This is a genomic window from Pseudomonas sp. RW10S2 (genome assembly GCF_014268985.1).
Taxonomy (GTDB): Bacteria; Pseudomonadota; Gammaproteobacteria; order Pseudomonadales; family Pseudomonadaceae; genus Aquipseudomonas; species Aquipseudomonas wayambapalatensis.
Window position 1 is genome coordinate 21,787 of the sequence record NZ_JABWRO010000031.1, and the last position, 23,414, is coordinate 45,200.

At 64.4% G+C, this 23,414-nt stretch carries 21 protein-coding genes; 5 read left to right on the top strand and 16 right to left on the bottom strand.

The window, feature by feature from the left end; translation table 11 throughout:
• Positions 1 to 29: 29 nt before the first annotated feature.
• The 12 genes from HU729_RS09465 to HU729_RS09520 form a co-directional block, all read right to left on the bottom strand.
• Complete coding sequence (locus HU729_RS09465; protein WP_186665925.1) at positions 30 to 1,964, bottom strand: methyl-accepting chemotaxis protein; 1,935 nt, start codon at positions 1,962 to 1,964, stop codon at positions 30 to 32.
• A 216-nt stretch (positions 1,965 to 2,180) separates the two neighbouring features.
• A complete protein-coding gene (locus HU729_RS09470) occupies positions 2,181 to 3,473 on the bottom strand; it encodes an adenylosuccinate synthase (RefSeq protein WP_028688256.1) in 1,293 nt (430 codons plus the stop codon).
• 55 nt (positions 3,474 to 3,528) lie between these two features.
• Complete coding sequence (locus tag HU729_RS09475; RefSeq protein WP_063546403.1) at positions 3,529 to 4,716, bottom strand: ATP phosphoribosyltransferase regulatory subunit; 1,188 nt, start codon at positions 4,714 to 4,716, stop codon at positions 3,529 to 3,531.
• Positions 4,717 to 4,996: 280 nt separating this feature from the next.
• Entirely contained in the window at positions 4,997 to 5,866 is an 870-nt protein-coding gene (gene hflC / locus HU729_RS09480) for a protease modulator HflC (protein ID WP_054893186.1), read from the bottom strand.
• Positions 5,866 to 7,047 carry an FtsH protease activity modulator HflK gene (hflK, locus tag HU729_RS09485; protein ID WP_063546405.1) on the bottom strand — a complete coding sequence of 394 codons (1,182 nt, stop codon included), beginning with the start codon at positions 7,045 to 7,047 and terminating at the stop codon, positions 5,866 to 5,868. The genes hflC and hflK overlap by 1 nt, the downstream gene beginning before the upstream one ends.
• 96 nt (positions 7,048 to 7,143) lie before the next feature.
• Positions 7,144 to 8,445, bottom strand: a complete 1,302-nt coding sequence (gene hflX, locus HU729_RS09490) for a ribosome rescue GTPase HflX (RefSeq protein ID WP_151926062.1) — start codon at positions 8,443 to 8,445, stop codon at positions 7,144 to 7,146.
• Between the two features lie 12 nt (positions 8,446 to 8,457).
• Complete coding sequence (gene hfq / locus HU729_RS09495) at positions 8,458 to 8,718, bottom strand: RNA chaperone Hfq (RefSeq protein ID WP_023533024.1); 261 nt, start codon at positions 8,716 to 8,718, stop codon at positions 8,458 to 8,460.
• 93 nt (positions 8,719 to 8,811) lie between these two features.
• On the bottom strand, positions 8,812 to 9,783 hold the full coding sequence (gene miaA / locus HU729_RS09500; RefSeq protein ID WP_186709704.1) for a tRNA (adenosine(37)-N6)-dimethylallyltransferase MiaA: 972 nt from the start codon (positions 9,781 to 9,783) through the stop codon (positions 8,812 to 8,814).
• Position 9,784: 1 nt separating this feature from the next.
• Positions 9,785 to 11,686, bottom strand: coding sequence for a DNA mismatch repair endonuclease MutL (gene mutL, locus HU729_RS09505; protein WP_186709706.1), 1,902 nt, complete (start codon positions 11,684 to 11,686; stop codon positions 9,785 to 9,787).
• The gene (locus HU729_RS09510) at positions 11,683 to 13,128 is read right to left on the bottom strand and encodes an N-acetylmuramoyl-L-alanine amidase (RefSeq protein ID WP_288374136.1); all 1,446 of its coding nucleotides are present in this window, start codon (positions 13,126 to 13,128) and stop codon (positions 11,683 to 11,685) included. The genes mutL and HU729_RS09510 overlap by 4 nt, the downstream gene beginning before the upstream one ends.
• 3 nt (positions 13,129 to 13,131) lie before the next feature.
• Positions 13,132 to 13,602: a tRNA (adenosine(37)-N6)-threonylcarbamoyltransferase complex ATPase subunit type 1 TsaE gene (tsaE, locus tag HU729_RS09515; protein ID WP_186665919.1), complete on the bottom strand. Its 471-nt coding sequence runs from the start codon at positions 13,600 to 13,602 to the stop codon at positions 13,132 to 13,134.
• A complete protein-coding gene (locus HU729_RS09520; protein ID WP_186709715.1) occupies positions 13,590 to 14,450 on the bottom strand; it encodes an NAD(P)H-hydrate dehydratase in 861 nt (286 codons plus the stop codon). The genes tsaE and HU729_RS09520 overlap by 13 nt, the downstream gene beginning before the upstream one ends.
• Before the next feature lie 65 nt (positions 14,451 to 14,515).
• Here HU729_RS09520 and queG point away from each other — a divergent pair, with 65 nt between their 5' ends.
• Positions 14,516 to 15,583: a tRNA epoxyqueuosine(34) reductase QueG gene (gene queG, locus HU729_RS09525; protein ID WP_186665915.1), complete on the top strand. Its 1,068-nt coding sequence runs from the start codon at positions 14,516 to 14,518 to the stop codon at positions 15,581 to 15,583.
• A 127-nt stretch (positions 15,584 to 15,710) separates the two neighbouring features.
• On the opposite strand, the gene HU729_RS09530 is transcribed toward queG, so the two are convergent.
• Positions 15,711 to 16,322, bottom strand: a complete 612-nt coding sequence (locus HU729_RS09530; RefSeq protein WP_054893179.1) for a trimeric intracellular cation channel family protein — start codon at positions 16,320 to 16,322, stop codon at positions 15,711 to 15,713.
• 85 nt (positions 16,323 to 16,407) lie between these two features.
• On the bottom strand, positions 16,408 to 16,950 hold the full coding sequence (gene orn / locus HU729_RS09535) for an oligoribonuclease (protein ID WP_054893178.1): 543 nt from the start codon (positions 16,948 to 16,950) through the stop codon (positions 16,408 to 16,410).
• A 92-nt stretch (positions 16,951 to 17,042) separates the two neighbouring features.
• On the opposite strand from orn, the gene rsgA reads away from it, so the two are divergent.
• Positions 17,043 to 18,074, top strand: coding sequence for a small ribosomal subunit biogenesis GTPase RsgA (gene rsgA, locus HU729_RS09540; protein ID WP_186665913.1), 1,032 nt, complete (start codon positions 17,043 to 17,045; stop codon positions 18,072 to 18,074).
• A gap of 42 nt (positions 18,075 to 18,116) precedes the next feature.
• Here the strand turns inward: rsgA and motB are convergent, their stop codons facing one another.
• Positions 18,117 to 19,142, bottom strand: a complete 1,026-nt coding sequence (motB, locus tag HU729_RS09545) for a flagellar motor protein MotB (RefSeq protein ID WP_186665912.1) — start codon at positions 19,140 to 19,142, stop codon at positions 18,117 to 18,119.
• Between the two features lie 3 nt (positions 19,143 to 19,145).
• Complete coding sequence (motA, locus tag HU729_RS09550; protein ID WP_151926055.1) at positions 19,146 to 19,997, bottom strand: flagellar motor stator protein MotA; 852 nt, start codon at positions 19,995 to 19,997, stop codon at positions 19,146 to 19,148.
• A 130-nt stretch (positions 19,998 to 20,127) separates the two neighbouring features.
• Here motA and HU729_RS09555 point away from each other — a divergent pair, with 130 nt between their 5' ends.
• The 3 genes from HU729_RS09555 to asd are packed head-to-tail and all read left to right on the top strand — an operon-like array spanning position 20,128 to position 23,391.
• Positions 20,128 to 21,663 carry an HDOD domain-containing protein gene (locus tag HU729_RS09555; RefSeq protein ID WP_186709716.1) on the top strand — a complete coding sequence of 512 codons (1,536 nt, stop codon included), beginning with the start codon at positions 20,128 to 20,130 and terminating at the stop codon, positions 21,661 to 21,663.
• Positions 21,664 to 21,708: 45 nt separating this feature from the next.
• A complete protein-coding gene (locus HU729_RS09560; protein WP_186709718.1) occupies positions 21,709 to 22,518 on the top strand; it encodes a rhodanese-like domain-containing protein in 810 nt (269 codons plus the stop codon).
• Between the two features lie 9 nt (positions 22,519 to 22,527).
• Positions 22,528 to 23,391, top strand: coding sequence for an archaetidylserine decarboxylase (asd, locus tag HU729_RS09565; RefSeq protein ID WP_186709720.1), 864 nt, complete (start codon positions 22,528 to 22,530; stop codon positions 23,389 to 23,391).
• Positions 23,392 to 23,414 lie beyond the last annotated feature (23 nt).

Here is a 23,414-nt window from a genome sequence, read left to right on the forward strand (position 1 = left end):
ATCTCGTGCCTGTCTGGATCGACACCTGCTCAAGCCCTGAACTGCCCCAGGCTCGCCCTTAACTGCGCCGCCAGATCATCCAGCACCTTGCTGCTGGCAGTGGTCTGCATCACCACTTCGGCCGAGCGCTCTGCCTGCGCGTGGATATTCTCGACCCGCCCCCGCACCGCCTGGGCGCCGCTGGCTTGCTGTTCGGCGGCGCGAGTCGCCAGGCCGATTGCGGCATGCACCTGCTCCACCGCCGCCTGCACCGACTGCTGGCGACGTTCGTTATCGCGCAGCACCAGCAGCCCTTCGCTGGCCTGACGCCCGGCTTGGCCGATGGTGGCCACAGCCTCTTTCGCCCCCTGCTGCAAGGCAACGATATGCGCCTGGATATCGCCGGTGGAGCTCTGCGTCTTGCTCGCCAGGGCCCGCACTTCATCGGCCACCACTGCAAAACCACGCCCTGTCTCGCCGGCCCGCGCTGCCTCGATCGCCGCATTGAGTGCCAGCAGGTTGGTCTGCTCGGCGATGCCATGAATCACGGTCAGCACTACTTCGATCTGCTCGCTCTGCTTGGCAAGGCGCTCGATGACCTGCGAGCCGCTTTCCACTTCTCCCGCCAGCTTCTCGATCAGCTTGGCCAGTTGGGTCGAGGCACGGCTGTTCTCGTCGGTAGCCTGGCGGATATCCACGACCTGCTGCAGCGCCGCCTGCATGGCGTGGCTCTCGGCCTGGGCCTCGTCGGCCATGCTCGACAGGTCGCGCAGACTCGCCGCCACCTCGTCGCGCTGCAACGCTGCCGCTGCATCGGCCCCCGCATTACGCTCGGCCATGGTGCCGATCTCCACCCCGGTACGCTGGGCCACTTCACCGGCTTCGCGGACGATCGGCTGAAGCTTGTCGACGAAGCGGTTGACTGCCGACGCCATGTCGCCGATCTCGTCACGGCTGTCGAGCGCCACACGCTTGGTCAGGTCGCCCTCCCCGGCCGCCAGGTCGTCGAGGGCAGCGATCAACAGGCGCAGCTTGCTGACCACCCGCCGCCCCAGCACCACGGCAACCACCAACAGCACGCCAAGCCCGACCAGCACCAGGCCGACCCCGATGCGCCAACGCAGCTCGCCGGCCGCGTCGCGAACCGTCTGCGCGGTATTGGCCTGCATGGCAGTGGCGCTGTTCTGCGCCGTCTCAAGACGAGCCTGCAGGGTCTTGCCGCTATCCGCTGCGGCAGCGCCGAGGCTCTCGCCGACCAGTTGTTCGCTACTGGCGATCAGGGCGGCAAAGCGCTGGTCGAGCGCCTTGAGCTCTTGATCGACGGCGGCGGTGGAGACCCCCATGAGTACCTTGCCGATCTGGGCGCCATTGGGGCTGATCGAAGCCTCGACGAAGTACACCGATGGATCCCGGCGCGCAGCGTCGAGCACCTTGTCCAGCGCCCGCTCGCCCTGGCCCTTTTCCATCAGTGCCTGATTGATCGGGTTCTGGCGGTTGAGGTAACGGGTAAGGTGCTCGCCCTCGGCGTTGTCGTAGATCACGAACAGCACGTTGGGATTGCGCTGCGCGCGACGAGCGAAGTCAGATAGCGTGGGGACGTCATTGTCCCAGATCGCCCTCGGTGCCACCGAGGCCAGCAACTCGGCCATGTCGTTGGCCGACTCCTTGAGGCTTTGCTCCAGCGTGGTGCGTAGCTGTTGCTGTTCGCTCTGTAATCGCGTGGAAAGCCCCGCGCTCAGGCGTTGCCGGGTACTGGCCGAGAGGCTGTCGAGACCGGAGCGCACATCTTGCCCCGCCTGCTCCAGCTCACCTGCCAGCTTGCGACTGTCAGCGCCCAGGCGTTCGCCCAAATCGGCCTCCAGTGCAGTGACGGTGCTGCGGGTCAGCACAACGGCGACCACGACTTGCACCAGAAGAGCGATACCAAGTGCAACAAAAACAGGCCGCAGGAGGCGGCTTCGTAACAGAGAGAGGATGGCAGACACGTTTGAACCCCCGTGTTTCTGGCGCCATTACTTTGATGGCATCTACAGAATCTTCTTACAGCAAGGGTCATGCCTGAAGCAGGAGGGAAATACGCCAAGGTCTAGCAGCCCGATGAACCGTAGTAGCGGGCTTACCCGCGAAAGACCACTGCAGCGAGGAACAAAAACGCCGCAACCCCTTGCAGGGCTGCGGCGCTGGATCAGCCAGAAGGCAGATCAGGCGAACGGATGACGCAGCACGATGGTCTCGTTGCGGTCCGGGCCGGTGGAGATGATGTCGATCGGAGCGCCGACCAGCTCCTCGATGCGCTTGATGTAGTTGCGCGCGGCCTGCGGCAGCTCTTCCAGGGTTTTCACGCCCAGGGTCGATTCGCTCCAGCCTGGCATCTCTTCGTACACCGGCTCCAGGCCGATATAGCTGTCGGCATCGGAAGGCGCGTCGATCACCGCACCGTTCTCGTTCTTGTAGCCGACGCAGATGTTGATGGTTTCCAGACCGTCCAGCACGTCCAGCTTGGTCAGGCAGATGCCCGAGATGCTGTTGACGTCGATGGCACGACGCAGGATCACGGCATCGAACCAGCCGCAACGACGGGCACGACCGGTGGTGGAGCCGAACTCATGGCCACGCTTGGCCAGGGTAGCACCGGTTTCGTCGAACAGTTCGGTCGGGAACGGACCGGAACCCACGCGGGTGGTGTAGGCCTTGGTGATACCGAGGATGTAGTCCAGGTACATCGGGCCAACGCCGGAACCGGTGGAGATGCCGCCGGCAGTGGTGTTCGAGCTGGTGACGTACGGGTAGGTGCCGTGGTCGATGTCCAGCAGCGAGCCCTGGGCGCCTTCGAACATGATGTCCTTGCCGGCACGGCGCAGGTTGTGCAGTTCGGCGGTGACGTCGAGCATCATCGGCTTGAGCTGCTCGGCATAGGCCATGCACTCGTCGAGGGTCTGCTGGAAGTCGATGGCCGGCTCTTTGTAGTAATTGACCAGCTGGAAGTTGTGGTAGTCCAGCAGCTCACCGAGCTTGGCGGCGAAACGCTCGCGGTGGAACAGGTCACCCACGCGCAGGCCGCGACGGGCGACCTTGTCTTCGTAGGCTGGGCCGATACCACGGCCGGTGGTGCCGATCTTGGCTTCGCCACGGGCCTTTTCACGGGCCTGGTCCAGCGCCACGTGGTACGACAGGATCAGCGGAGCAGCCGGGCTGATGCGCAGACGCTCGCGAACCGGTACGCCCTTCTCTTCCAGCTTGGTGATTTCGCGCATCAGGGCGTCCGGCGCGACGACGACGCCGTTGCCGATCAGGCACTGTACGCCTTCACGCAGGATACCCGACGGGATCAGGTGCAGAACGGTCTTCTCACCGTTGATCACCAGGGTGTGGCCCGCGTTGTGGCCGCCCTGGTAACGCACGACGGCGGCAGCATGTTCGGTCAGCAGATCGACGATCTTGCCTTTGCCCTCATCACCCCATTGGGTGCCCAGGACGACGACATTCTTACCCATAACACTTGTCCTCATTCACGCAACTTGGTTGCCGGCCCATTGCCGGCGAAGAATCTCAATGGGTCAGCGGCAGAACCTGCCAGCGCCCGTCTTGCTGAATCAATTGCCGATCACAATCCGCCTCGAGAGCAGCACTCAGCGGCTGGCCAGGCAGTGCCTGGACCACGCGCTGGCCCTCGTTGCGCAACTGGCAGACCTGCTGCCAGAGGGCCGCGTCGCCACTGTCCGGCATCCAGATGCCGCCAGAAGGCAATACGACCTCCGCTCGCCCCAGTGTGACCAGGGTCTTCAAATCCGTTGAGAAACCGGTGGCCGGACGTGCCCGGCCAAAGTCGGCGCCGATGTCATCGTAGCGCCCGCCCTGGGCGATCGACTGGCCGACCCCGGGTACGAACACCGCGAACACCACGCCGGTGTGATAGTTGTAGCCGCGCAGCTCGCCCAGGTCGAAGTACAGCGGCAGGTCCGGATAACGCGCTGCCAGCCGATCGGCGATCGCCAGCAGGTCGTCCAGGGCCGCCAGCACGCTGGCCGGGGCTCGGCCCAGACGCACACGGGCGTCGGCCAGCACTTCGCGACCACCGCACAGTTCGACCAGGGCACGCAGCATGTTGCCCAGGTCTTTCGGCAGGTCGGCGGTCAGCTCGTGAACTTCATCGACAGCCTTGCGCTGCAGCGCATCGAACAACTGCTGCTCGACCGCGCCCGACAGGCCGGCGGCACGGGCCAGGCCACGGTAGATACCGACGTGCCCCAGGTCCATGTGCACATCGGCAACGTCAGTCAGTTGCAAGGTGGTCAGCATCAGGCTGATCACTTCGACGTCGCTGGTCGGACTGGCGTCGCCATACAGCTCGGCGCCCAACTGGATCGGGCTGCGCGAGGTCGACAGCGCACGCGGCTCGGCGTGCAGCACACTGCCGGCATAGCACAGGCGGCTCGGGCCTTCGCGGCGCAGGGTGTGGGCGTCGATGCGTGCCACCTGCGGCGTGAAGTCGGCACGGAAACCCATCAGGCGACCGGACTGCGGGTCGACCACCTTGAAGGTACGCTGATCCAGGTCCTGGCCGGCGCCGGTGAGCAGCGACTCCAGGTACTCGATATGCGGGGTGACGACCAGTTCATAACCCCAACTCTGGAACAGGTCCAACACCTGGCGACGCGCAATCTCGATGCGCGCCGCTTCAGGTGGCAGTACTTCCTCGATGCCATCTGGCAGAAGCCAGCGGTCTACCGTTGCCATTACGCCATTTCCCCTCTGGTCCGGGCGGCTGCCCAACAGGTTAGCCGTCTGTGAAGCAGGCATTGGCGCACAACAGCAGGCAGCACCGATCCCAGCGCCGCCGCCGTGCCAACACCCTCGAAAAACCGCGCGTCCTGTCCAAGTCGTCAAAAAGCCTGGGGCCAATCAACCTTGCAGACGCAAAAAAGCCGGGAATTTCCCGGCTGACTCATCATACACCCCTTTTGATTCGGGATGCACCCCACCGGGCGTTTTAGCTGCCCGGTGGGGGTCTTTCCTGTTACGGCTTGCTCTTGTCCAGGAAGCGGAAGAACTCGTTCTTCGGATCCAGGACCAGCACGTCGCTCTTGCTGGCGAAGCTCTCGCGATAAGCCTGCAGGCTGCGGTAGAACACGTAGAAGTCAGCGTCCTGGCCGTAGGCCTTGGCGTAGATGGCAGCCGATTGGGCATCGCCATCACCACGGGTTTCTTCAGCTTCACGGTAGGCTTCAGCCAGCAGCACACGGCGCTGACGGTCGGCATCTGCACGAATACCTTCAGCCAGCTCGTTACCCTTGGCACGGTGCTCGCGCGCTTCACGCTCACGCTCGGTGCTCATACGGTCGAACACGCTGCGGTTGACTTCCTTCGGCAGGTCGATGGCCTTGACGCGAACGTCGATGACCTCGATCCCCAGCTCCTTGTTGGCCATGCGGTTCAGCGAAGCGGTGATGTCGGCCATCAGCGCGTCACGTTCACCGGAAACCACCTCATGCAGGGTGCGCTTACCGAACTGGTCACGCAGGCCGCTTTCCAGACGACGCGACAGGCGCTCGTCGGCGATCTGCTTCATGCCCGAGGTCGCGGTGTAGAAACGCTCGGCGTCCTTCACGCGCCATTTGGCGTAGGCATCGACCATCACAGCTTTCTTCTCCAGCGTGAGGAAACGCTGGGTCGGGGCGTCGAGGGTCATCAGACGGGCGTCGAACTTGCGCACCTGGTTGACGTACGGAACCTTCACATGCAGGCCCGGCTGGACATCCGCCTGGACCACACGGCCGAACTGCAGCAATACCGCCCGCTCGGTCTGCGACACGATGTAGAAGCAGTTCCAGGCGACGATCGCCAGCACCACGGCGGCAATCAGGGCGAACAGCGATTTATTGCTCATCAGCGGCTCTCCCTAGTGCGCAGCGGCTGTTGTTGCTGTTGCAGGTCCTGTACAGCGCGGGTGGCAGCGTCGTTGACCGACGGCGACACGCTGCTGGACGGCGCTGCAGTGTTGCGGCTGCCTTCGACCATCTTGTCCAGTGGCAGGTAGAGCAGGTTGTTCTGCCCGTCCTTGGTGGCCACCATGACCTTGCTGGTGTTGCTGTACACCTCCTGCATGGTCTCCAGGTACAGACGCTGACGGGTGACGTCAGGCGCCTTGCGGTACTCGGCGACCAGCTTGGTGAAGCGATCCGCCTCACCCTTGGCGCGGGCGATCACTTCATCGCGGTAGCCGTTGGCATCCTCGATGATGCGCTGCGCCTGACCACGGGCCTCAGGCACCACGCCATTGGCGTAGGACTCGGCCTGGTTGCGCGCACGCTGCTCGTCCTCACGGGCGCGGATCACGTCGTCGAAGGCTTCCTGCACTTCACGCGGGGCTGCCGCGCTCTGTACGTTGACCTGGGTGACGGTGATACCGGTGCGGTAGGTGTCGAGGAAGCGCTGCAGGCGTTCGCGGATATCCACGGCCATCTGCTCACGGCCTTCGGTCAGCACCTGGTCCATCGAGGTGGAGCCCACGACGTGGCGCAGGGCGCTGTCGGTGGCATGCTGCAGGCTGACTTCCGGCTGGTCGACGTTGAGCACGAAGTCCTGCAGGTTGCTGATCTTGTACTGCACGGTCAGCGGCACCTCGACGATGTTCTCGTCTTCGGTGAGCATCTGGCCCTGCTTGGTGTACGCACGCTCACGCGTGACGTTTTCCATGTACTTGCGGTCGATCGGCGGGAAGTAGATGTTCAGGCCCGGCCCCACGGTCTCGTAGTACTTGCCGAAGCGCAGCACCACGGCCTGCTCCTGCTCGTCGACCACGTAGACGGCGCTGTACAGCCAGATGGCCGCCAGTACTGCCAGGCCAATGCCTAGCAAGCCGTAGCCACCACCCTTGCCGATGTTGCGGTCACCACCGCCACCGCGTTTCTTGCTGCCGCCGAACATGCCGTTCAGGCTGTCCTGCAGCTTGCGGAAGGCCTCGTCGAGATCCGGTGGTCCCTTCTTGTCGCCACCACCACCGCCACCACGGCGGCCGCCCCAGGGATCCTGATTGTTCGAGTTGCCACCCGGCTCGTTCCAAGCCATAGCGCTCTCCATCTGATAAAGCAAAGACGCGCCCACGGCGCGCCGTCCAATGCTACAGAATGCCTGTCACGGCTGCCCGGCGACCTCGACGGGCATTTATTGCAAAGTGTGTTGCTCGATGAACACCTCAGGCTCCAGGCCTGCGCGGCTGACCAGGCGATTGAGCTCTACCCGGGGCAGACGCACGCTCAGCAAGCTGCTGCCCTGTTCATCATGTTCTTCGCCTTGCACTGCCCCCAGTTCGAAGAATTGCGCGCGCAAGCGTGCAAGTCGCTGTTCCAGGCGCAGGGTTCCGACAAACAGATCATCCCCCAGCAATTCGGCTATCGCCTGCCCCACAAGCTCAAGACCGCGCCCGTCGCGGGCCGAAACCCATACCCGCTCCGGCTTGCCGTCGGCATCGCGCTGGATCTGCGGCTCGACATCTTCGAGCAGGTCGAGTTTGTTATAGACCTCGAGGATCGGCAAGCCTTCGGCACCGATCTCGCCCAGCACGGCGAGCACCTGCTCGATCTGCTCCATGCGCTCGGGTTCGTGCGCATCGATCACATGCAGCAGCAGGTCGGAGTTGCTCGACTCTTCGAGCGTAGCCCGAAAAGCCTCGACCAGCTTGTGCGGCAGGTGGCGAATGAAACCCACGGTGTCGGCCAGCACGATCGGCCCCAGGTCATCCAGTTCGAGCCTGCGCAATGTAGGGTCGAGTGTGGCGAACAACTGGTCGGCCGCGTAGACCTCCGATTGCGTCAGGGCGTTGAACAGCGTGGACTTGCCGGCGTTGGTATAGCCCACCAGCGACACCGAAGGGATGTCCGCGCGCTTGCGCCCGCGTCGGGCCTGCTCGCGCTGGCTGCGCACCTTCTCCAGACGCGCCTTGATCTGACGCAGGCGCACCCGCAGCAGGCGGCGGTCGGTTTCAAGCTGGGTTTCACCCGGGCCGCGCAGGCCGATACCACCCTTCTGCCGCTCAAGGTGGGTCCAGCCACGCACCAGCCGCGTGCTCATGTGCTCGAGCTGGGCCAATTCGACCTGCAGCTTGCCTTCGTGAGTACGTGCTCGTTGGGCGAAGATATCGAGAATCAGGCCGGTACGGTCAAGCACGCGGCACTCGAAGACGCGTTCGAGGTTGCGCTCCTGACTGGGCGTGAGGGTGTGATTGAAAATCACCAGGTCGGCTTCTTCGGCCTTGACCAGGTCGCGCAGTTCCTCGACCTTGCCGCTGCCGATCAGAAACTTGGCTGTGGGCTGGTGCCGGGCAACCGTAGCCAGGTGGACGATGTCCGCTCCGGCCGACAGTGCCAGCTCCTGAAACTCCTGCGGGTCTTCGCGCGCCTCAGGGTTCTGACCTTCCAAGTGAACGAGCAACGCCCGTTCACCACCACCGTGGCGCTCAAAGAACAATGCAGGCTCCTATCAGGCGTTGCCTGGCTCGCTGTCGCCGTGGTCGGAATCGGAAGGGCTTGGCAGACGAACCGGACGGGCAGGTACGACAGTGGAAATCGCGTGCTTGTAGACCATCTGGCTGACGGTGTTCTTCAGCAGCACGACGAACTGGTCGAAGGACTCGATCTGGCCTTGCAGCTTGATGCCGTTGACCAGGTAGATCGAAACCGGGACCTTTTCTTTTCTCAAGGTGTTCAAGTAAGGGTCTTGTAGCGAATGCCCTTTTGACATATGCCGCACTCCTGTAAGGATCAATAGTAAAAAACTGAAAAAATTCGTTCATTAAGGCCGTCAGTCGCAAGAATAGACGGCAATTGCAGGGACTCAGCTCAATATGGAGACCGATTCCAGGTATTTCAAGGTGCGGGACAGATTGTCGCAGGCCAGACTGTCCAGCCAATGTACGTCGGACCAGCTACGCAACCAGGTGAACTGCCGCTTGGCCAGCTGGCGGGTGGCGATGATACCGCGTTCGCGCATCTGCTCGGCTGTCAGTTTGCTGTCCAGATAGTCCCATACCTGCCTGTACCCCACTGCCCGTATAGACGGCAGCCCGACATGCAAGTCACTTCTGGCCCGCAGCTCTCGGACCTCGTCGACGAAGCCCTGTTCCAGCATCTGCGAAAATCGTAGCGCAATTCGCTCATGCAAAATGTGACGATCTGTAGGCGCAATCGCCAGACTGGCGACAGTATAGGGCAAATGCCCGCCCGCGCCTGCGTCTGAACCGCGGCTTTCGGCTGATTGACGCTCGCGGTGGGCAGTCATGTTCTGGCCGCTCACCCGGTACACCTCCAGCGCACGGATCAGCCGCTGCGGATCGTTCGGATGAATGCGCGCCGCCGATACCGAGTCGATCTCGGCCAACTGCCGGTGCAGTTCACCCAGGCCCAGCTCGCGGGCCTGCGCCTCGAGTTCGGCACGAACCTCGGCATCAGCGGGCGGCATGTCGGCCAGGCCGTCCACCAGCGCCTTGTAGTACAGCATGGTGCCGCCGACCAGCAGCGGGATCTTGCCGCGCGCAGTGATCTCGGTCATGGCCTGCAGCGCATCGCTGCAGAACTGCGCCGCCGAATAACTCTCGGCCGGATCGAGGATGTCTACCAGACGGTGCGGATGGGCAGCCAGCACCTCTGGCGAGGGCTTGGCGGTGCCGATGTCCATACCGCGGTAGACCATGGCCGAGTCGACGCTGATCAGCTCGCACGGCAGGCTCTGGGTGAGGGCGATGGCCAGGTCGGTCTTGCCGGCAGCCGTCGGGCCCATGAGAAAAATCGCTGGGGGCTTGCCGCTCATGTCATCGACCGCGCAGGAAAAGTTTGTCCAGATCATCCAGGCCCATCTGGGTCCAGGTCGGTCGGCCATGGTTGCACTGGCCGCTGCGCTCGGTGTTTTCCATGTCACGCAGCAAGGCGTTCATCTCGGGGATCGCCAGGCGTCGGTTGGCACGTACCGCACCGTGGCAGGCCATGGTGCCGAGCAGCTCGTTGATGTGCGCCTGTATGCGGTCGCTGGTGCCGTACTCCATGAGATCGGCGAGCACATCCTGCACCAGGCGGTTGGCCTCGGCCTGCTTGAGCAGCGCGGGAATCTGGCGGATCGCCAGGGTTTCCGGGCCCAGGCGCTGCAGCTCGAAGCCCAGGCGCTGGAAGGTCTGGGCATGCTCCTCAGCGCAGTCGGCCTCACGCTGGCTCACAGCCAGCGATTCGGGCACCAGCAACGGCTGGCCGCTCAACCCTTCGCTGGCCATCGCCAGCTTCAGGCGCTCGTACATGATCCGTTCGTGGGCGGCGTGCATGTCTACCAGCACCAGGCCCACGGCGTTCTCGGCGAGGATGTAGATGCCCTTGAGCTGAGCCAGGGCATAGCCCAGCGGCGGAATGTCACCCTGGCTTTGCGGCAGCGCCACAGCTGGCTGGGCGCTGTTCTCCAGCGGGGCGAAGTACTCGCGATAGACCGCTTGCGCCTCGGCTGCCGGGACCGGCTGCGACGGGCGCGGCGTGTATTGGTACTGGTAGCCTGCACCGGCGCCACCGCTGGAGAACGACGGCTGCGGTTGCGCCTGGGGCTGTTCGAGCACCGAGGCGGCCAGGCGCATCTCGCCCTGGGGGCCGAACTCGCCGGCCTGCAGGCCGCTGGGACGCACGATTTCCGTGGTCGCCGCCGGCGCCGCGAGCTGGTCCTCAGGGCGCACATCGGCCAGTGCACGGTGCAAGGTGCCGTACAGGAAGTCGTGGACCATGCGCCCTTCACGAAAGCGCACTTCGTGCTTGGTCGGGTGCACGTTGACATCGACACCGGTGGGGTCGAGTTCCAGGAACAGCACGAAGGTCGGATGCCGCCCGTTGAACAGCACGTCGCGGTAGGCCTGGCGCACCGCGTGGGCGACCAGCTTGTCGCGCACCGCGCGGCCATTGACGAAGAAGTACTGCAGGTCCGCCTGGCTACGCGAGAAGGTCGGCAAACCGACCCAGCCCCACAGGCGCAGGCCATTGCGCTCAACCTCGATCGGCAGCGCCTGCTCGAGGAAGCCGGGCCCGCAGATCGCCCCGACCCGCCGCGCACGCGACAGTTCGTCGGGCGCCTCGTGCAGGCTGAGGATGCTCTTGCCGTTGTGACGCAGGTGGAAGCCGACATCGAAACGCGCCAGCGCCAGGCGCCTGATCACTTCCTGCAGATGATCGAATTCGGTTTTCTCGGCCTTGAGGAACTTGCGCCGGGCCGGAGTGTTGAAGAACAGGTCGCGCACTTCGACGGAAGTGCCGACCGGGTGCGCCGCCGGCTGCACCCGCGGGAGCATGTCACGGCCCTCGGTCTCGACCTGCCAGGCTTCGCTGGCATTGGCGGTACGCGAGGTCAGGGTCAGGCGTGCTACCGAACTGATCGAAGCCAGCGCCTCGCCGCGAAAGCCCAGGCTGAGGACACCCTCAAGGTCTTCCAGCTCGCGGATCTTGCTGGTCGCGTGGCGCGCCAGCGCCAGAGGCAGGTCGTCCGGGGCGATGCCACTGCCATCGTCACGCACGCGCAGCAGCTTCACGCCGCCCTGTTCGACATCCACGTCGATGCGCCGGGCACCGGAGTCCAGGCTGTTCTCCAGCAGCTCCTTGGCCACCGACGCAGGGCGTTCGACCACCTCGCCGGCGGCGATCTGGTTGGCCAGCCGCGGGCTGAGCAGCTGGATTCGCGAACCACCACTCATTGCTGGGACGCCAGGGTAGTGGCCGGGATGTCGAGGTGCTGACCCACCTTGAGCTCATCGCTCTTGAGGTTGTTGGTGCTGCGCAGGCTGGCCACGCTGACCTGGTAACGCACGGCGATCATCGCCAGCGTCTCGCCCGGGCGCACGCTGTGTTCACGTGGGCCTTGGGCGATCTTGCCGGAATCGCGCAACCAGGCGATGTAGGTGCCTGGTGGCGGGTTCTGCTGGAAGAACTGGCGCACACCGGTATGAATCGAGCGGGCCAGCGCCTGCTGGTGGCTCTTGGTTGCCAGCTTGTTGGCTTCGTTGGCGTTGGAGATGAACCCGGTTTCGACCAGGATCGACGGGATGTCCGGCGACTTCAACACCATGAACCCGGCCTGTTCCACGCGCTGCTTGTGCAGCGGCGTGATGCGGCCCATGTTGCCCAGCACTTTCTGGCCCACGTTGAGGCTGGAGCTGAGCGTGGCCGTCATCGACAGGTCGAGCAGCACGCCGGCGAGCATGCGGTCCTTGTCATCGAGGCTGACGTTGCCGGCGCCGCCGATAAGGTCGGAGCGGTTCTCGCTGTCGGCCAGCCAGCGCGCGGTCTCGGAGGTGGCGCCACGGTCGGACAGGGCAAACACCGACGCACCAAAGGCCGCTTTCGACGGCGCGGCGTCAGCGTGGATGGAGATGAACAGGTCAGCGCCCTTCTTGCGGGCAATCTCGGTGCGCTTGCGCAGCGGAATGAAGTAATCGCCGGTACGGGTCAGCTCGGCACGATAACCTTTCTCGGTGTTGATCTGGCGCTGAAGCTCGCGGGCGATGTCGAGCACGATGTCTTTCTCGTGCTGGCCGCGCGAGCCGGAAGCGCCGGGGTCTTCCCCGCCGTGGCCAGCATCGATGGCGACCACGATGTCACGCTTGCCGTTGGGCACCGGCGGCAGCTTGATCGCCGGTTGCGCCGGTGTCACTGGCACCGCAGGCGTGGTGGCCGGTGCCTGGGTGACCGGCGGCGGCGTGGGATTGCTGGCGGCAACCGCATCGGCTTCCTGGTCGTACAGGTCGACCACCAGGCGATTGCCGTACTGGGCGTTGGGCGCAAGCGTGAAGCTTTTGGGCGTGACCGCCTTTTTCAGGTCGACCACCACGCGCAGGTCGGTGGCGGTACGCTGGGCCGAGCGCACGCTGGTGATAGGCGTGTTCGAGGTGGAGACATTCAATGGCGAGGCGAGCGTCGCACCATTGATGTCGATGACCAGGCGATCAGGCGCGCTGAGCGTGAAGACACTGTGCTGCACCGGGCCGGACAGGTCGAAGACCAGGCGCGTGTTGTCCGGCGCGCGCCACAGACGCATGCTCTTGACTTGTGTGACGGCCAGAGCGTCAACGGTCACCGCTGTCAGCAGCAGTCCAACGACGGCGACCAGTGCGCGAATGCGCAGCATACCTTTCCCCACTTACTATTTGTTTTCGGCAGCCAGAGCGGCACACCAGGCTTCGCCGCGAGCCCCCTGCGGCGACAGGTTCAGCGAGCGGCCGCCCGCCTGGGGGCTTATGGTAATGGTCAGGTCGGGCTTTGGCAAAACGCCCTCGCCCTTCTGCGGCCATTCGAAAAGACACAGCGGATCGCCTTCGAAATAGTCGCGAATCCCCATGAACTCTAGCTCTTCCGGGTCGACCAGGCGGTAAAGATCGAAATGGAAGGCGCGGATGTCGCCTATTTCATAAGGTTCCACCACAGTGAAGGTCGGACTTTTCACTGCGCCAGTGTGACCCAATCCACGAATCAGACCACGCGACAAGGTGGTCTTGCCGGCGCCCAGGTCGCCTTCCAGAAAGATCACGCCATGGCCGCCGGTGACCTTGGCGAGTGTCGCGCCGAACGCGACGGTGGCCGGCTCGTCGGCCAGAAACAGGGTTATGCCTGACACGCTGAATGCTCCTCCAACAATTCTCGAATGACCGGAACCAGATCGCTGGCCGCCAGACCTCTGCCCTGCGCGCCCAGACGTTCGCCAGCGCAGGCGTGCAACCACACGCCCAGGCCCGCCGCCTGCCAGGCGTCCAGGCCCTGGGCCAGCAACGCGGCCAGCACGCCGGTCAGCACATCGCCCAGGCCGGCACCGGCCATGGCCGGGTGCCCTCGCTCGCACAGCCGCAACTGGCCGTCCGGGTTGGCGACCAGGGTCCCGGCGCCCTTGAGCACGCAGACACTGTCGTAGCGACGCGCCAGTTTACGCGCAGCCCCAGGCCGATCGGCCTGTACGGCCTCGGTGGAAACGCCCAGCAAACGCGCAGCCTCCCCAGGATGCGGGGTCAGGATGCTGCCGCTCGGCAAGGCCAGGGGCGTGCGCGCCAGCAGGTTGAGCGCATCGGCGTCCCAGACCTGCGGCAGGTGCGCATTGGCAACAGCCGAAAGCAGGCTGCGGCCCCAGGCAGCCTGGCCAAGACCAGGCCCCACCACCAGCACCGAGGCGCGCTCCAGCACCGCCATCAACTGGTTGGCCGAACTGACGCCCAGGCACATGGTTTCCGGCAGGCGGCTGAGGCTCGCGGACACATGTTCGGGGCGTGTCGCCAGGCTGACCAGCCCCGCGCCACAGCGCAGGGCGGCTTCGGCACTGAGCAGCACGGCGCCGCCGGTCCCCAGGTCGCCGCCGACCACCAGCACATGGCCAAAATCGCCCTTGTGGGCAGTCGCCGGCCGCGCAGGCAGGTGCGCGACGGTCACGCTGCTGAGCGTTTGCGGGGTGTTGGTGGGGTGTTTGGTCTGAGGCATGGGGTCAAAGGCTCCGATGTCTGGCAGAATTATACGCACCTGAGCCTGCAATGCCTTGTCCATCCATGTCCGCCTCCTCTCTAGACCTTCAAGCACTGGCCCAATCGATCAAGGATTGGGGCCGCGAACTCGGTTTTGCCCACGTGGGCATCGCCGATGTCGAGCTTGGCGAGCATGAACAGCACCTGCAGCGCTGGCTGGAGGCCGGCCATCACGGCGAGATGGACTATATGGCAGCGCACGGCACGAAACGTTCGCGCCCCGCCGAACTGATTCCCGGCACCTTGCGGGTGGTTTCGCTGCGCATGGACTACCTGCCCGGCGATACGCTGATGGCCCAACGCCTGGCTCAGCCGGAAAAAGCCTACATCTCCCGCTACGCACTGGGCCGCGACTACCACAAGCTGGTGCGCAAGCGCGTGCAGCACCTGGCTGACCGCATCCACGAAGCCATCGGCCCCTTCGGCTACCGTGCCTTCGTCGACAGCGCCCCGGTACTGGAAAAAGCCATCGCCCAACAGGCCGGGCTCGGCTGGATCGGCAAGAACACCCTGTTGCTCAACCGTAAAGCGGGCAGCTACTTCTTCCTGGCCGAACTGTTCGTCGATCTGCCTGTGCCCGCCGACGAAGCCCAGACCAGCGAGCACTGCGGACGCTGCCAGGCGTGCCTGGACATCTGCCCCACCGCAGCCTTCGTCGGCCCCTACCAGCTCGATGCGCGGCGCTGCATCTCGTACCTGACCATCGAGCTCAAGGACGCGATCCCCGTGGAGCTGCGTCCATTGATCGGCAACCGGGTGTTCGGTTGCGACGATTGCCAGATCGTCTGCCCCTGGAACCGCTTCGCCAAATCGACTGGCGAGGACGACTTCAAGCCGCGTCACGGGCTGGACAATGTCGAGTTGGCGGCACTGTTCCTGTGGGACGAAAAGACCTTTCTCAGCCGCACCGAAGGCTCGCCGCTGCGTCGTGCCGGTTACGAGCGCTGGCTGCGCAACCTGGCGGTTGGGCTGGGCAATGCACCTTCGACGATTGCCGTGCTCGAGGCGCTGAAAGCGCGGCGCGAGCATCCTTCGGCATTGGTCAGGGAGCATGTGGAGTGGGCGTTGGCGCGGCACGAGGCGGCGAGCTGACAGGCACAGTGCGACCTTTTCGCGGGCGGCACCTCTTGCAGGAGACTGTCTTGCTCAAATCTAAAGGCCAGCCAGTCCCTGTGGGAGCGGGATTGCCCGTGAAAAGGCCGCAGTCGATCCCGAAGATTCAATGCTCGTCGTTGTAGTGGAACTTGGGCATTTCCCAGTGGAAGCGGATCGCCAGCAACCGCAGCAGGAAGCCGCCAAACAGGGTCAACAGCATCGCCTGCTCGGCTGGCACCTTGAAGTACACGCAGCCCAGATAGAACCAGGCCGCTGCGAACGACACGCTGGCATACAGCTCGCGCCGGAACACCAAGGGAATATCGTTGCAGAAGATGTCGCGCAGGATCCCGCCGAACACGCCAGTGATCACGCCGCTGATCGACGCCACCAGCATCCCCTGCCCCATTTCCAGCGCCGTCATGCAGCCGATCAAGGTGAAGGCCACCAACCCAAGGGCGTCGAGCACCAGGAACAGCGAGCGCAGGTGGCGCATCAGCGGCGCGATGAAGATCGTCAGCAATGCGGCGAAACTGGTCAGCACCAGGTATTCAGGGTGCTTCACCCAGGTCAGCGGGTAGTGCCCAAGCAGAACGTCGCGCACTGAGCCGCCACCCAGGGCGGTGATGCAGGCGATCAGCACCACGCCGAACCAGTCCATGCCGCGCCGACCGGCGGACAAGGCGCCTGTCATGGCTTCGGCGGTGATGGCGATGAGGTAGAGCATCAACAGCATGGCGCAGATCCGTGCGAGAAAAGGCGCGCAGTCTACTCACTCGCGCGGGGCACCAAAAGGGGGCGCATGTACGCCCCTTGATTCATCAGACCTTGATGAAATGTTCGCGGTAGTGACGCAGCTCGGCGATCGACTCGCGGATGTCATCCAGTGCCAGGTGCGTGCTGCCTTTCTTGAAGCTGTCGCGCACGTCGGGTGCCCAGCGTGCAGCGAGCTCCTTGAGGGTGGAGACATCGAGGTTGCGGTAGTGGAAGTAGCCTTCCAGCGCGCGCATGTGGCGGTAGAGGAAGCGGCGATCCTGGCAGATGCTGTTGCCGCAGATCGGTGACTTGCCCTTGGGTACCCACTGCTCGAGGAAGGCGATGGTCTGTGCTTCGGCTTCGGCCATGTCGATACGGCTTTCGCGCACGCGCTGGGTCAGGCCCGAGGCGCCATGGGTGCGGGTGTTCCACTCGTCCATGCGCGCCAGTACTTCGTCACTGTGGTGAATGGCGATAACCGGGCCCTCGGCCAGGGTGTTCAGTTCACTGTCGGTGACAATGGTGGCCATCTCGATGATGACGTCGTTGTCCGGATCCAGGCCGGTCATCTCCAGATCGATCCAGATCAGGTTCTGTGGGTTGTGCATGAATGAGCTCCTCGAATAGGCCGACATATTAGCCTAGTGGAGCGTGCTAAACTGCCTGCCGTTTTCTTTTGCCCCGCCAACACGGAACCTCCATGGCCAAACGCCAGCTCAACCGCCGCCAGAACTGGCGCATCGAAAAGATCCAGGGTGAACGCGCCGCCCGCGCCGCCAAACGCGAGCAGCACGCCCTGCAGGAGCTCGAAGGCGGCGACCTGGGGCCTGAACAACTGGGCCTGGTGATCGCCCACTTCGGCGTCACGGTCGAGGTCGAGGCCCAGGACGGCGACGTCGCAGGCCAGGTGTTCCGCTGCCACTTGCGCGCCAACCTGCCGGCGTTGGTCACAGGTGACAAGGTGGTCTGGCGGGCCGGCAACCAGGGCAACGGCGTGATCGTCGCGCAGATGCCGCGCAGCACCGAGCTGTGTCGGCCGAACAACCACGGGCAACTCAAGCCGGTGGCGGCCAACGTCGACCTGATCGTGATCGTCTTCGCCCCGGCACCCGAGCCCCAGGCCAATCTCATCGACCGCTACCTGGTCGCCGCCGAGCACGCCGGCATCCGCCCGCTGCTGCTGCTGAACAAGGCCGACCTGATCAACGACGACAACGCAGCGACGCTCAATGCGTTGCTGGCAGTGTACCGCGACCTCGGTTACCCGCTGCTGGAGGTGTCTGCACACCACGGCGATGGCATGCAACGCCTGCAGCAGACACTGGACGAGCACATCAGCGTGTTCGTCGGGCAATCGGGCGTGGGCAAGTCGTCGCTGGTCAACAGCCTGCTGCCGCAGGCACAGACGCGGGTTGGCGACCTGTCGGAGTGGTCGGGCCAGGGCACCCACACCACCACCACCGCACGGCTCTACCACTTCCCCAACGGGGGCGACCTGATCGACTCACCCGGTATCCGCGAGTTTGGTTTGGCGCATGTCAGCCGGGACGATGTGGAAGCAGGCTTCATCGAATTCCGCGAACTGCTCGGCAACTGCCGCTTCCGCGACTGCAAGCACGACCGCGAGCCGGGGTGTGCGCTGCTCAAAGGGCTGGAGGAAGGGCGTATCTCGGCGCAGCGGATGCACAGCTACCGCTCGATCGTGGCTAGCCTGACGCAAGACACCTACTGAAGATGCAGGAGCGGCATTGCGCCGCTCTTGCAGATTACGTGCTCAGTTTTCCTTGGGCTCGTCCATCTTCAGCACGCCATCCTCGAAGATGTTCAGCTTCTGACGCAATTCACGCGGCTGCATCGGCGCCGCGCCATCGGCCGGCGCGGCGGAGGCACCAGGTGCTCCTGGCGCCGCATCGGCAGGCGGGGTCGGATTGGCCGGTGCTTCAGGTGCGCCCTGCTCGCCCTCGATATCCCGCTGGGCTTTCTTGGTCAGCACGATGATGTCGATCCGGCGGTTGACCGGATTGAACGGGTTCTCGCGGTCGAACAGCGACGAGGAGGCGTAACCCACCACCCTTGCGACCTGCCCATCCGGATAACCACCCGCCACCAGCGCACGTCGCGCGGCGTTGGCACGGTTGGCCGACAGCTCCCAGTTGCCGAAATCACCGGTGCCGGCATAAGGCTTGGCATCGGTATGGCCGCTGACGCTGATCTTGTTCGGCACAGCCTTGATGGTGTCGGCCATCGCCAGCAGGATGTCTTCGAAGTAGGGCTTCAGGCGCGCACTGCCGAGGTCGAACATCGGTCGGTTCTCGGCGTCCATGATCTGGATGCGCAGGCCGTCCTGGGTGATCTCGAACAGGATCTGGTCCTTGAACTTCTGCAGTTGCGGATTTTCCTCGACCTTGTTCTGCAGCTCCTGCAGCAGCAGTTGCAGACGCTCCTGCTCGACCTGCTCGGCCATGGTCTCGATCCGGTCTTTGTCCATCTGCACGCTGGTGTCAGGCGTCGGCTCGGACTTCTCTTCCGGGTTGATGGTCTTTTCCGGTGCCAGCTGCGGCGAGCCACCTAGGTCGATGACGTAGGGCGTACCGCTTTCGGAGAAGCCGATCGGGTCCTTGAAGTAGCCGGCGATGGCGATCTTCTGCTCCGGAGTGGCCGTGGACAGCAACCACAGCACCAGGAAGAACGCCATCATCGCCGTGGCGAAGTCGGCGAAGGCGATCTTCCAGGAACCGCCATGGTGGCCGTCGCCGTAGCGCTTGACGCGCTTGACGATGATGGGCTGATTGTTCTCCATGACTTAGCGACCGCGAACCGCTTGTTCCAGTTCGGCAAAGCTCGGTCGGTGCGCCGGGTACAGCACCTTGCGCCCGAACTCGACAGCCAGCGACGGCGGCATGCCGGACGCCGAGGCCACCAGCGAAGCCTTGATCGCCTCGTAGACGTTCAGTTCTTCCTTGGCATCGTGGCGCAGGCAGTTGGCCAGCGGGCCGAAGAAGCCGTAGGCGGCGAGAATACCGAAGAAGGTGCCGACCAGCGCTGCACCGACGTGCAGGCCGATGGACTTCTGGTCGCCATCGCCCAGCGAGGCCATGGTCACCACGATACCCAGTACCGCAGCGACGATACCGAAGCCGGGCATGGCGTCGGCGACACTGGTCACTGCATGGGACGGGTGCTCGAGGTCTTCCTTCATGCTCAGCAGCTCCATGTCGAACAGGCCTTCGAGCTCATGGGGCGCCATGTTGCCGGTCGACATGATGCGCAGGTAGTCGCAGACGAACGCGGTCATCCGCGCATCGCCCATGACCGCAGGGTACTTGGCGAAGATCGGGCTGGCCGCGGGATCCTCGATGTCACCCTCGATGGCCATCATGCCCTCGCGGCGACTCTTGTTGAGAATCTCGTAGATCAGGCCCAGCACTTCCAGGTAGAACGTATGGGTGAAGCGGCTGCCGAACATCTTCAGCGACTTCTTCATGACGTGCATGGTCATGTAGCCAGGGTTGGCCTGGAGAAACGCGCCAAAGGCCGCACCGCCGATGATCAGCACTTCGAACGGCTGGATCAGCGCCGCGATCTTGCCGTGGGAGAGCACGTATCCGCCGAGCACACTCGCGAATACGACGATGATGCCGATAATTTTAGCCATAGATTGAAAGCACTTGCTGTCGTGGTCAGGGTCAGGGGCGGAAGCTTGGAAACTCTTCTTCTCCTTATCGGCAGAACTGCGCCAGACTATAGCCACTCAATGCGAAAAGCCAGTTCGGACTGATGTCAAAATGCCAATCGAAACCAAGGTGCCAGCGCAGATCCCCTCCTCTCTAGATGCCTGGGTAAGGCTGCTCGACGGCATCCGCGTGCCGGTGCCCAAAGAGAGTCACGACCGCGTTCTGGCGGCCATCAACGACAACCGTCGCTCGCTGCGCGACATCGCCGAACTGATGCAGGACAGCCCGTCGCTGGTGCTGTGCGTGATGCGCGAAGCCAACCACCCGACCCACGCCAGCCAGGCCGAGCCCGCCGAGAGCCTGGAAGTCGCCCTGAATCGCCTGGGCCTGAGCCGCACCCTGCAACTGATGGGGCGCCTGCCATCGATACCGGGCGACGACATCCCCCCAGTACTGCGCCAGTTCCTGCTGATCAGCCAGCACGCCACCCAGCAGGCCAACGGCCTGTTCGCCAGCCGCCTGGCACGCCTGTGGCAGGAAATCCACTGGGGCAGCCTGCTGTTCCTCTCGCCACTGTGGGCGCTGGCCCTGGCCTACCCCAAGCTGCTCGACACCTGGGAACTGCGGGTCATTCACAAGGGCGAAGAAGCTTCAGAGGTGGAACATGCACTGTTTGGTGTGCGCATCATGGAGTTGTGCCGCGCCGTCGCCACACACTGGCGCCTGCCGGAATGGGTCACCCAGGGCTATCGCCTGCTGCTCGAAGAACGCGAGCAACTGGCCCAGGTGTTGAACATCGCCCGCGAGCCCGACGATCTGAGCAAGCAGCATCGACTGGACGAAGAGCCCGGGCTGCGCCGCTGGTTCAACCAACCGGCCAACACCGTGCTGTTGGCCAACGGCCTCGCGCTGTCGGCCCAGGTCGGCTGGGACAACCCGCACCTGCTGCGCTGGCAACTGCTCACAGCCATGTACCTGCAAACCACGCTGGACGATGTGCAGCAGCAAGTGCACCAGCAAGCGGCGGCCAGCGCCCGTCACCACGCCCGGCATGCGCTGTTCCACCCGGCCGAGGCGCTGATCTGGCCCTGGCAGCAGCGCCGTCCGCACCCGGACATGCTCACCCCGCCACCGCCACCCGCCCAAGACCTGGCGCGCTGGCGCACGCTGTGCGGCGACCTTCTTGCACAGCCCAGCCCCTTCACCAACACCGTGCACCTGGCCACCCAGGCACGCGAGGCGCTGCTGGCTTGCGGCATGCAGCGGGTGCTGTTGTTGTTGCTCGACAAACCCAACGACTGCCTGCGCGTCCAGCAAAGCGCCGGCCTGCCGCGCGAAGCCTCAGGGCTGACGTTGGCACTGGGCCAGAGCAAGCTGCTGCAAAAACTGCTGAGCAAAGCCGCGCAACTGCGCCTGACACCCGACAACCATGCCCAGTTTTCCGCCCTGCTGCCCGCACCGCTGCGTGCGCTGTTCCCCAGCGAACACCTGCTGTTGCGCTCGCTGGCCGTGAACGACCAGGTGCTGATGCTGGCGATCGCCGACCAGGGCGGCAAGCCGCTTGCCGACGTGAGCGTGCAGGCCTTCGGGAAAACCGCACAGTGTATCGAGCGCGCGCTGGCCAGCTTCGCCAACCGCAATGCCTGAGCCTTGCGCTACAATCGCACCTCCCTTGCTCCCCGGAGACCGTGGATGACTGATTTTTCCGGCTTGCCCCTGGTGATCGAAGCCGCCGACCTGCTGCCACGCCTGGATTCGCCTGAGCTGATCCTGGTCGACCTGAGCAGCGCCAACCGCTATGTCAGCGGCCATATTCCCGGCGCGCGGTTCGTCGAGGGCAAGCGCACCCAACTGGGCCAGCCCCCGGCCCCCGGCCTGCTGCCGACCCAGGCCGACCTGGAAAAGCTGTTCAGCGAGCTTGGCCATCGGGACGACGCGGTGTACGTGGTATACGACGACGAAGGCGGCGGCTGGGCCGGGCGCTTCATCTGGCTGCTCGACGTGATCGGCCACACGCGCTACCACTACCTCAACGGCGGCATCCAGGCCTGGCCCGCGGACAAGCTCGTCACTGAAGTGCCACCAGCCGCCAGCACGCCTGTACGCCTGCGCTTGCGCGCCGAACCCACCGCCACTCGCGAATACCTGCAAAGCCGCCTGGGCGCAGACGACCTGGTGGTCTGGGACGCCCGCGGCCCGCAGGAATTCAATGGCGAGAAAGTCCTGGCAGCCAAGGGCGGCCATATCCCCGGCGCGGTCAACTTCGAGTGGACTGCCGGTATGGACCTCAACGACCACCTGCGCATTCGCAAGGACATCGCCGAAGTACTGCAGCAGTTGGGCATCACCCCTGACAAGGAAGTGATCACCCACTGCCAGACCCACCGTCGCTCCGGATTCACCTACCTGGTGGCCAAGTCACTCGGCTATCCACGGGTCAAGGCCTACGCCGGCTCGTGGAGCGAGTGGGGCAATCACCCGGACACGCCTGTAGAAGTTTAAGGAACCTGCATGAAATCCCGTCTGTTCATCATCAGCCAGCACCTGCTGCCGCATCACCTGCTGTCGCGCCTGGCCGGCTGCGTCGCCGAGTGCCGCGCACGCTGGTTCAAGAATGCCTTCACCGCCTGGTTCGCCAAACGCTACCAGGTGAACATGTCCGAGGCGCTGGTCGAAGACCTGACCGCCTACGAGCACTTCAACGCGTTCTTCACCCGCGCCCTCAAGCCCGGCGCGCGCCCCCTGGATGAAACCCCGGGCGCGATCCTGTGCCCGGCCGACGGCGCGGTCAGCCAGCTCGGTCCGATCGAGCACGGTCGCATCTTCCAGGCCAAGGGCCACAGCTTCAGCGCCCTCGAGCTGCTCGGTGGCGATCCGGCACTGGCCGCGCCGTTCATGGGCGGCGAGTTCGCCACCATCTACCTGTCGCCGAAGGACTACCACCGCGTGCACATGCCGCTGGCCGGCACCCTGCGTGAAATGGTCTACGTACCGGGCCGCCTGTTCTCGGTCAACCAGACCACGGCAGAAAACGTCCCGGAACTGTTCGCCCGCAACGAGCGCGTGGTTTGCCTGTTCGACACCGAACGCGGGCCGATGGCCGTAGTGCTGGTGGGGGCGATGATCGTTGCCTCGATCGAGACGGTCTGGGCCGGGCTGGTCACGCCGCCCAAGCGCGAGCTGAAGACCTTCCGCTACGACGAAGCCAGCCGCGCGCCGATCCATCTGGAAAAAGGCGCGGAACTGGGGCGTTTCAAGTTGGGATCGACCGCGATCGTGCTGTTCGGACCAGAGCAGGTGAAATGGGCCGAAGCCCTGGGCGCCGGGTCTGCCGTACGCATGGGTGAGCAACTGGCGCTGCCGGCACAGGGCTGACTCAGGATTGGCGGGGGGGGGGG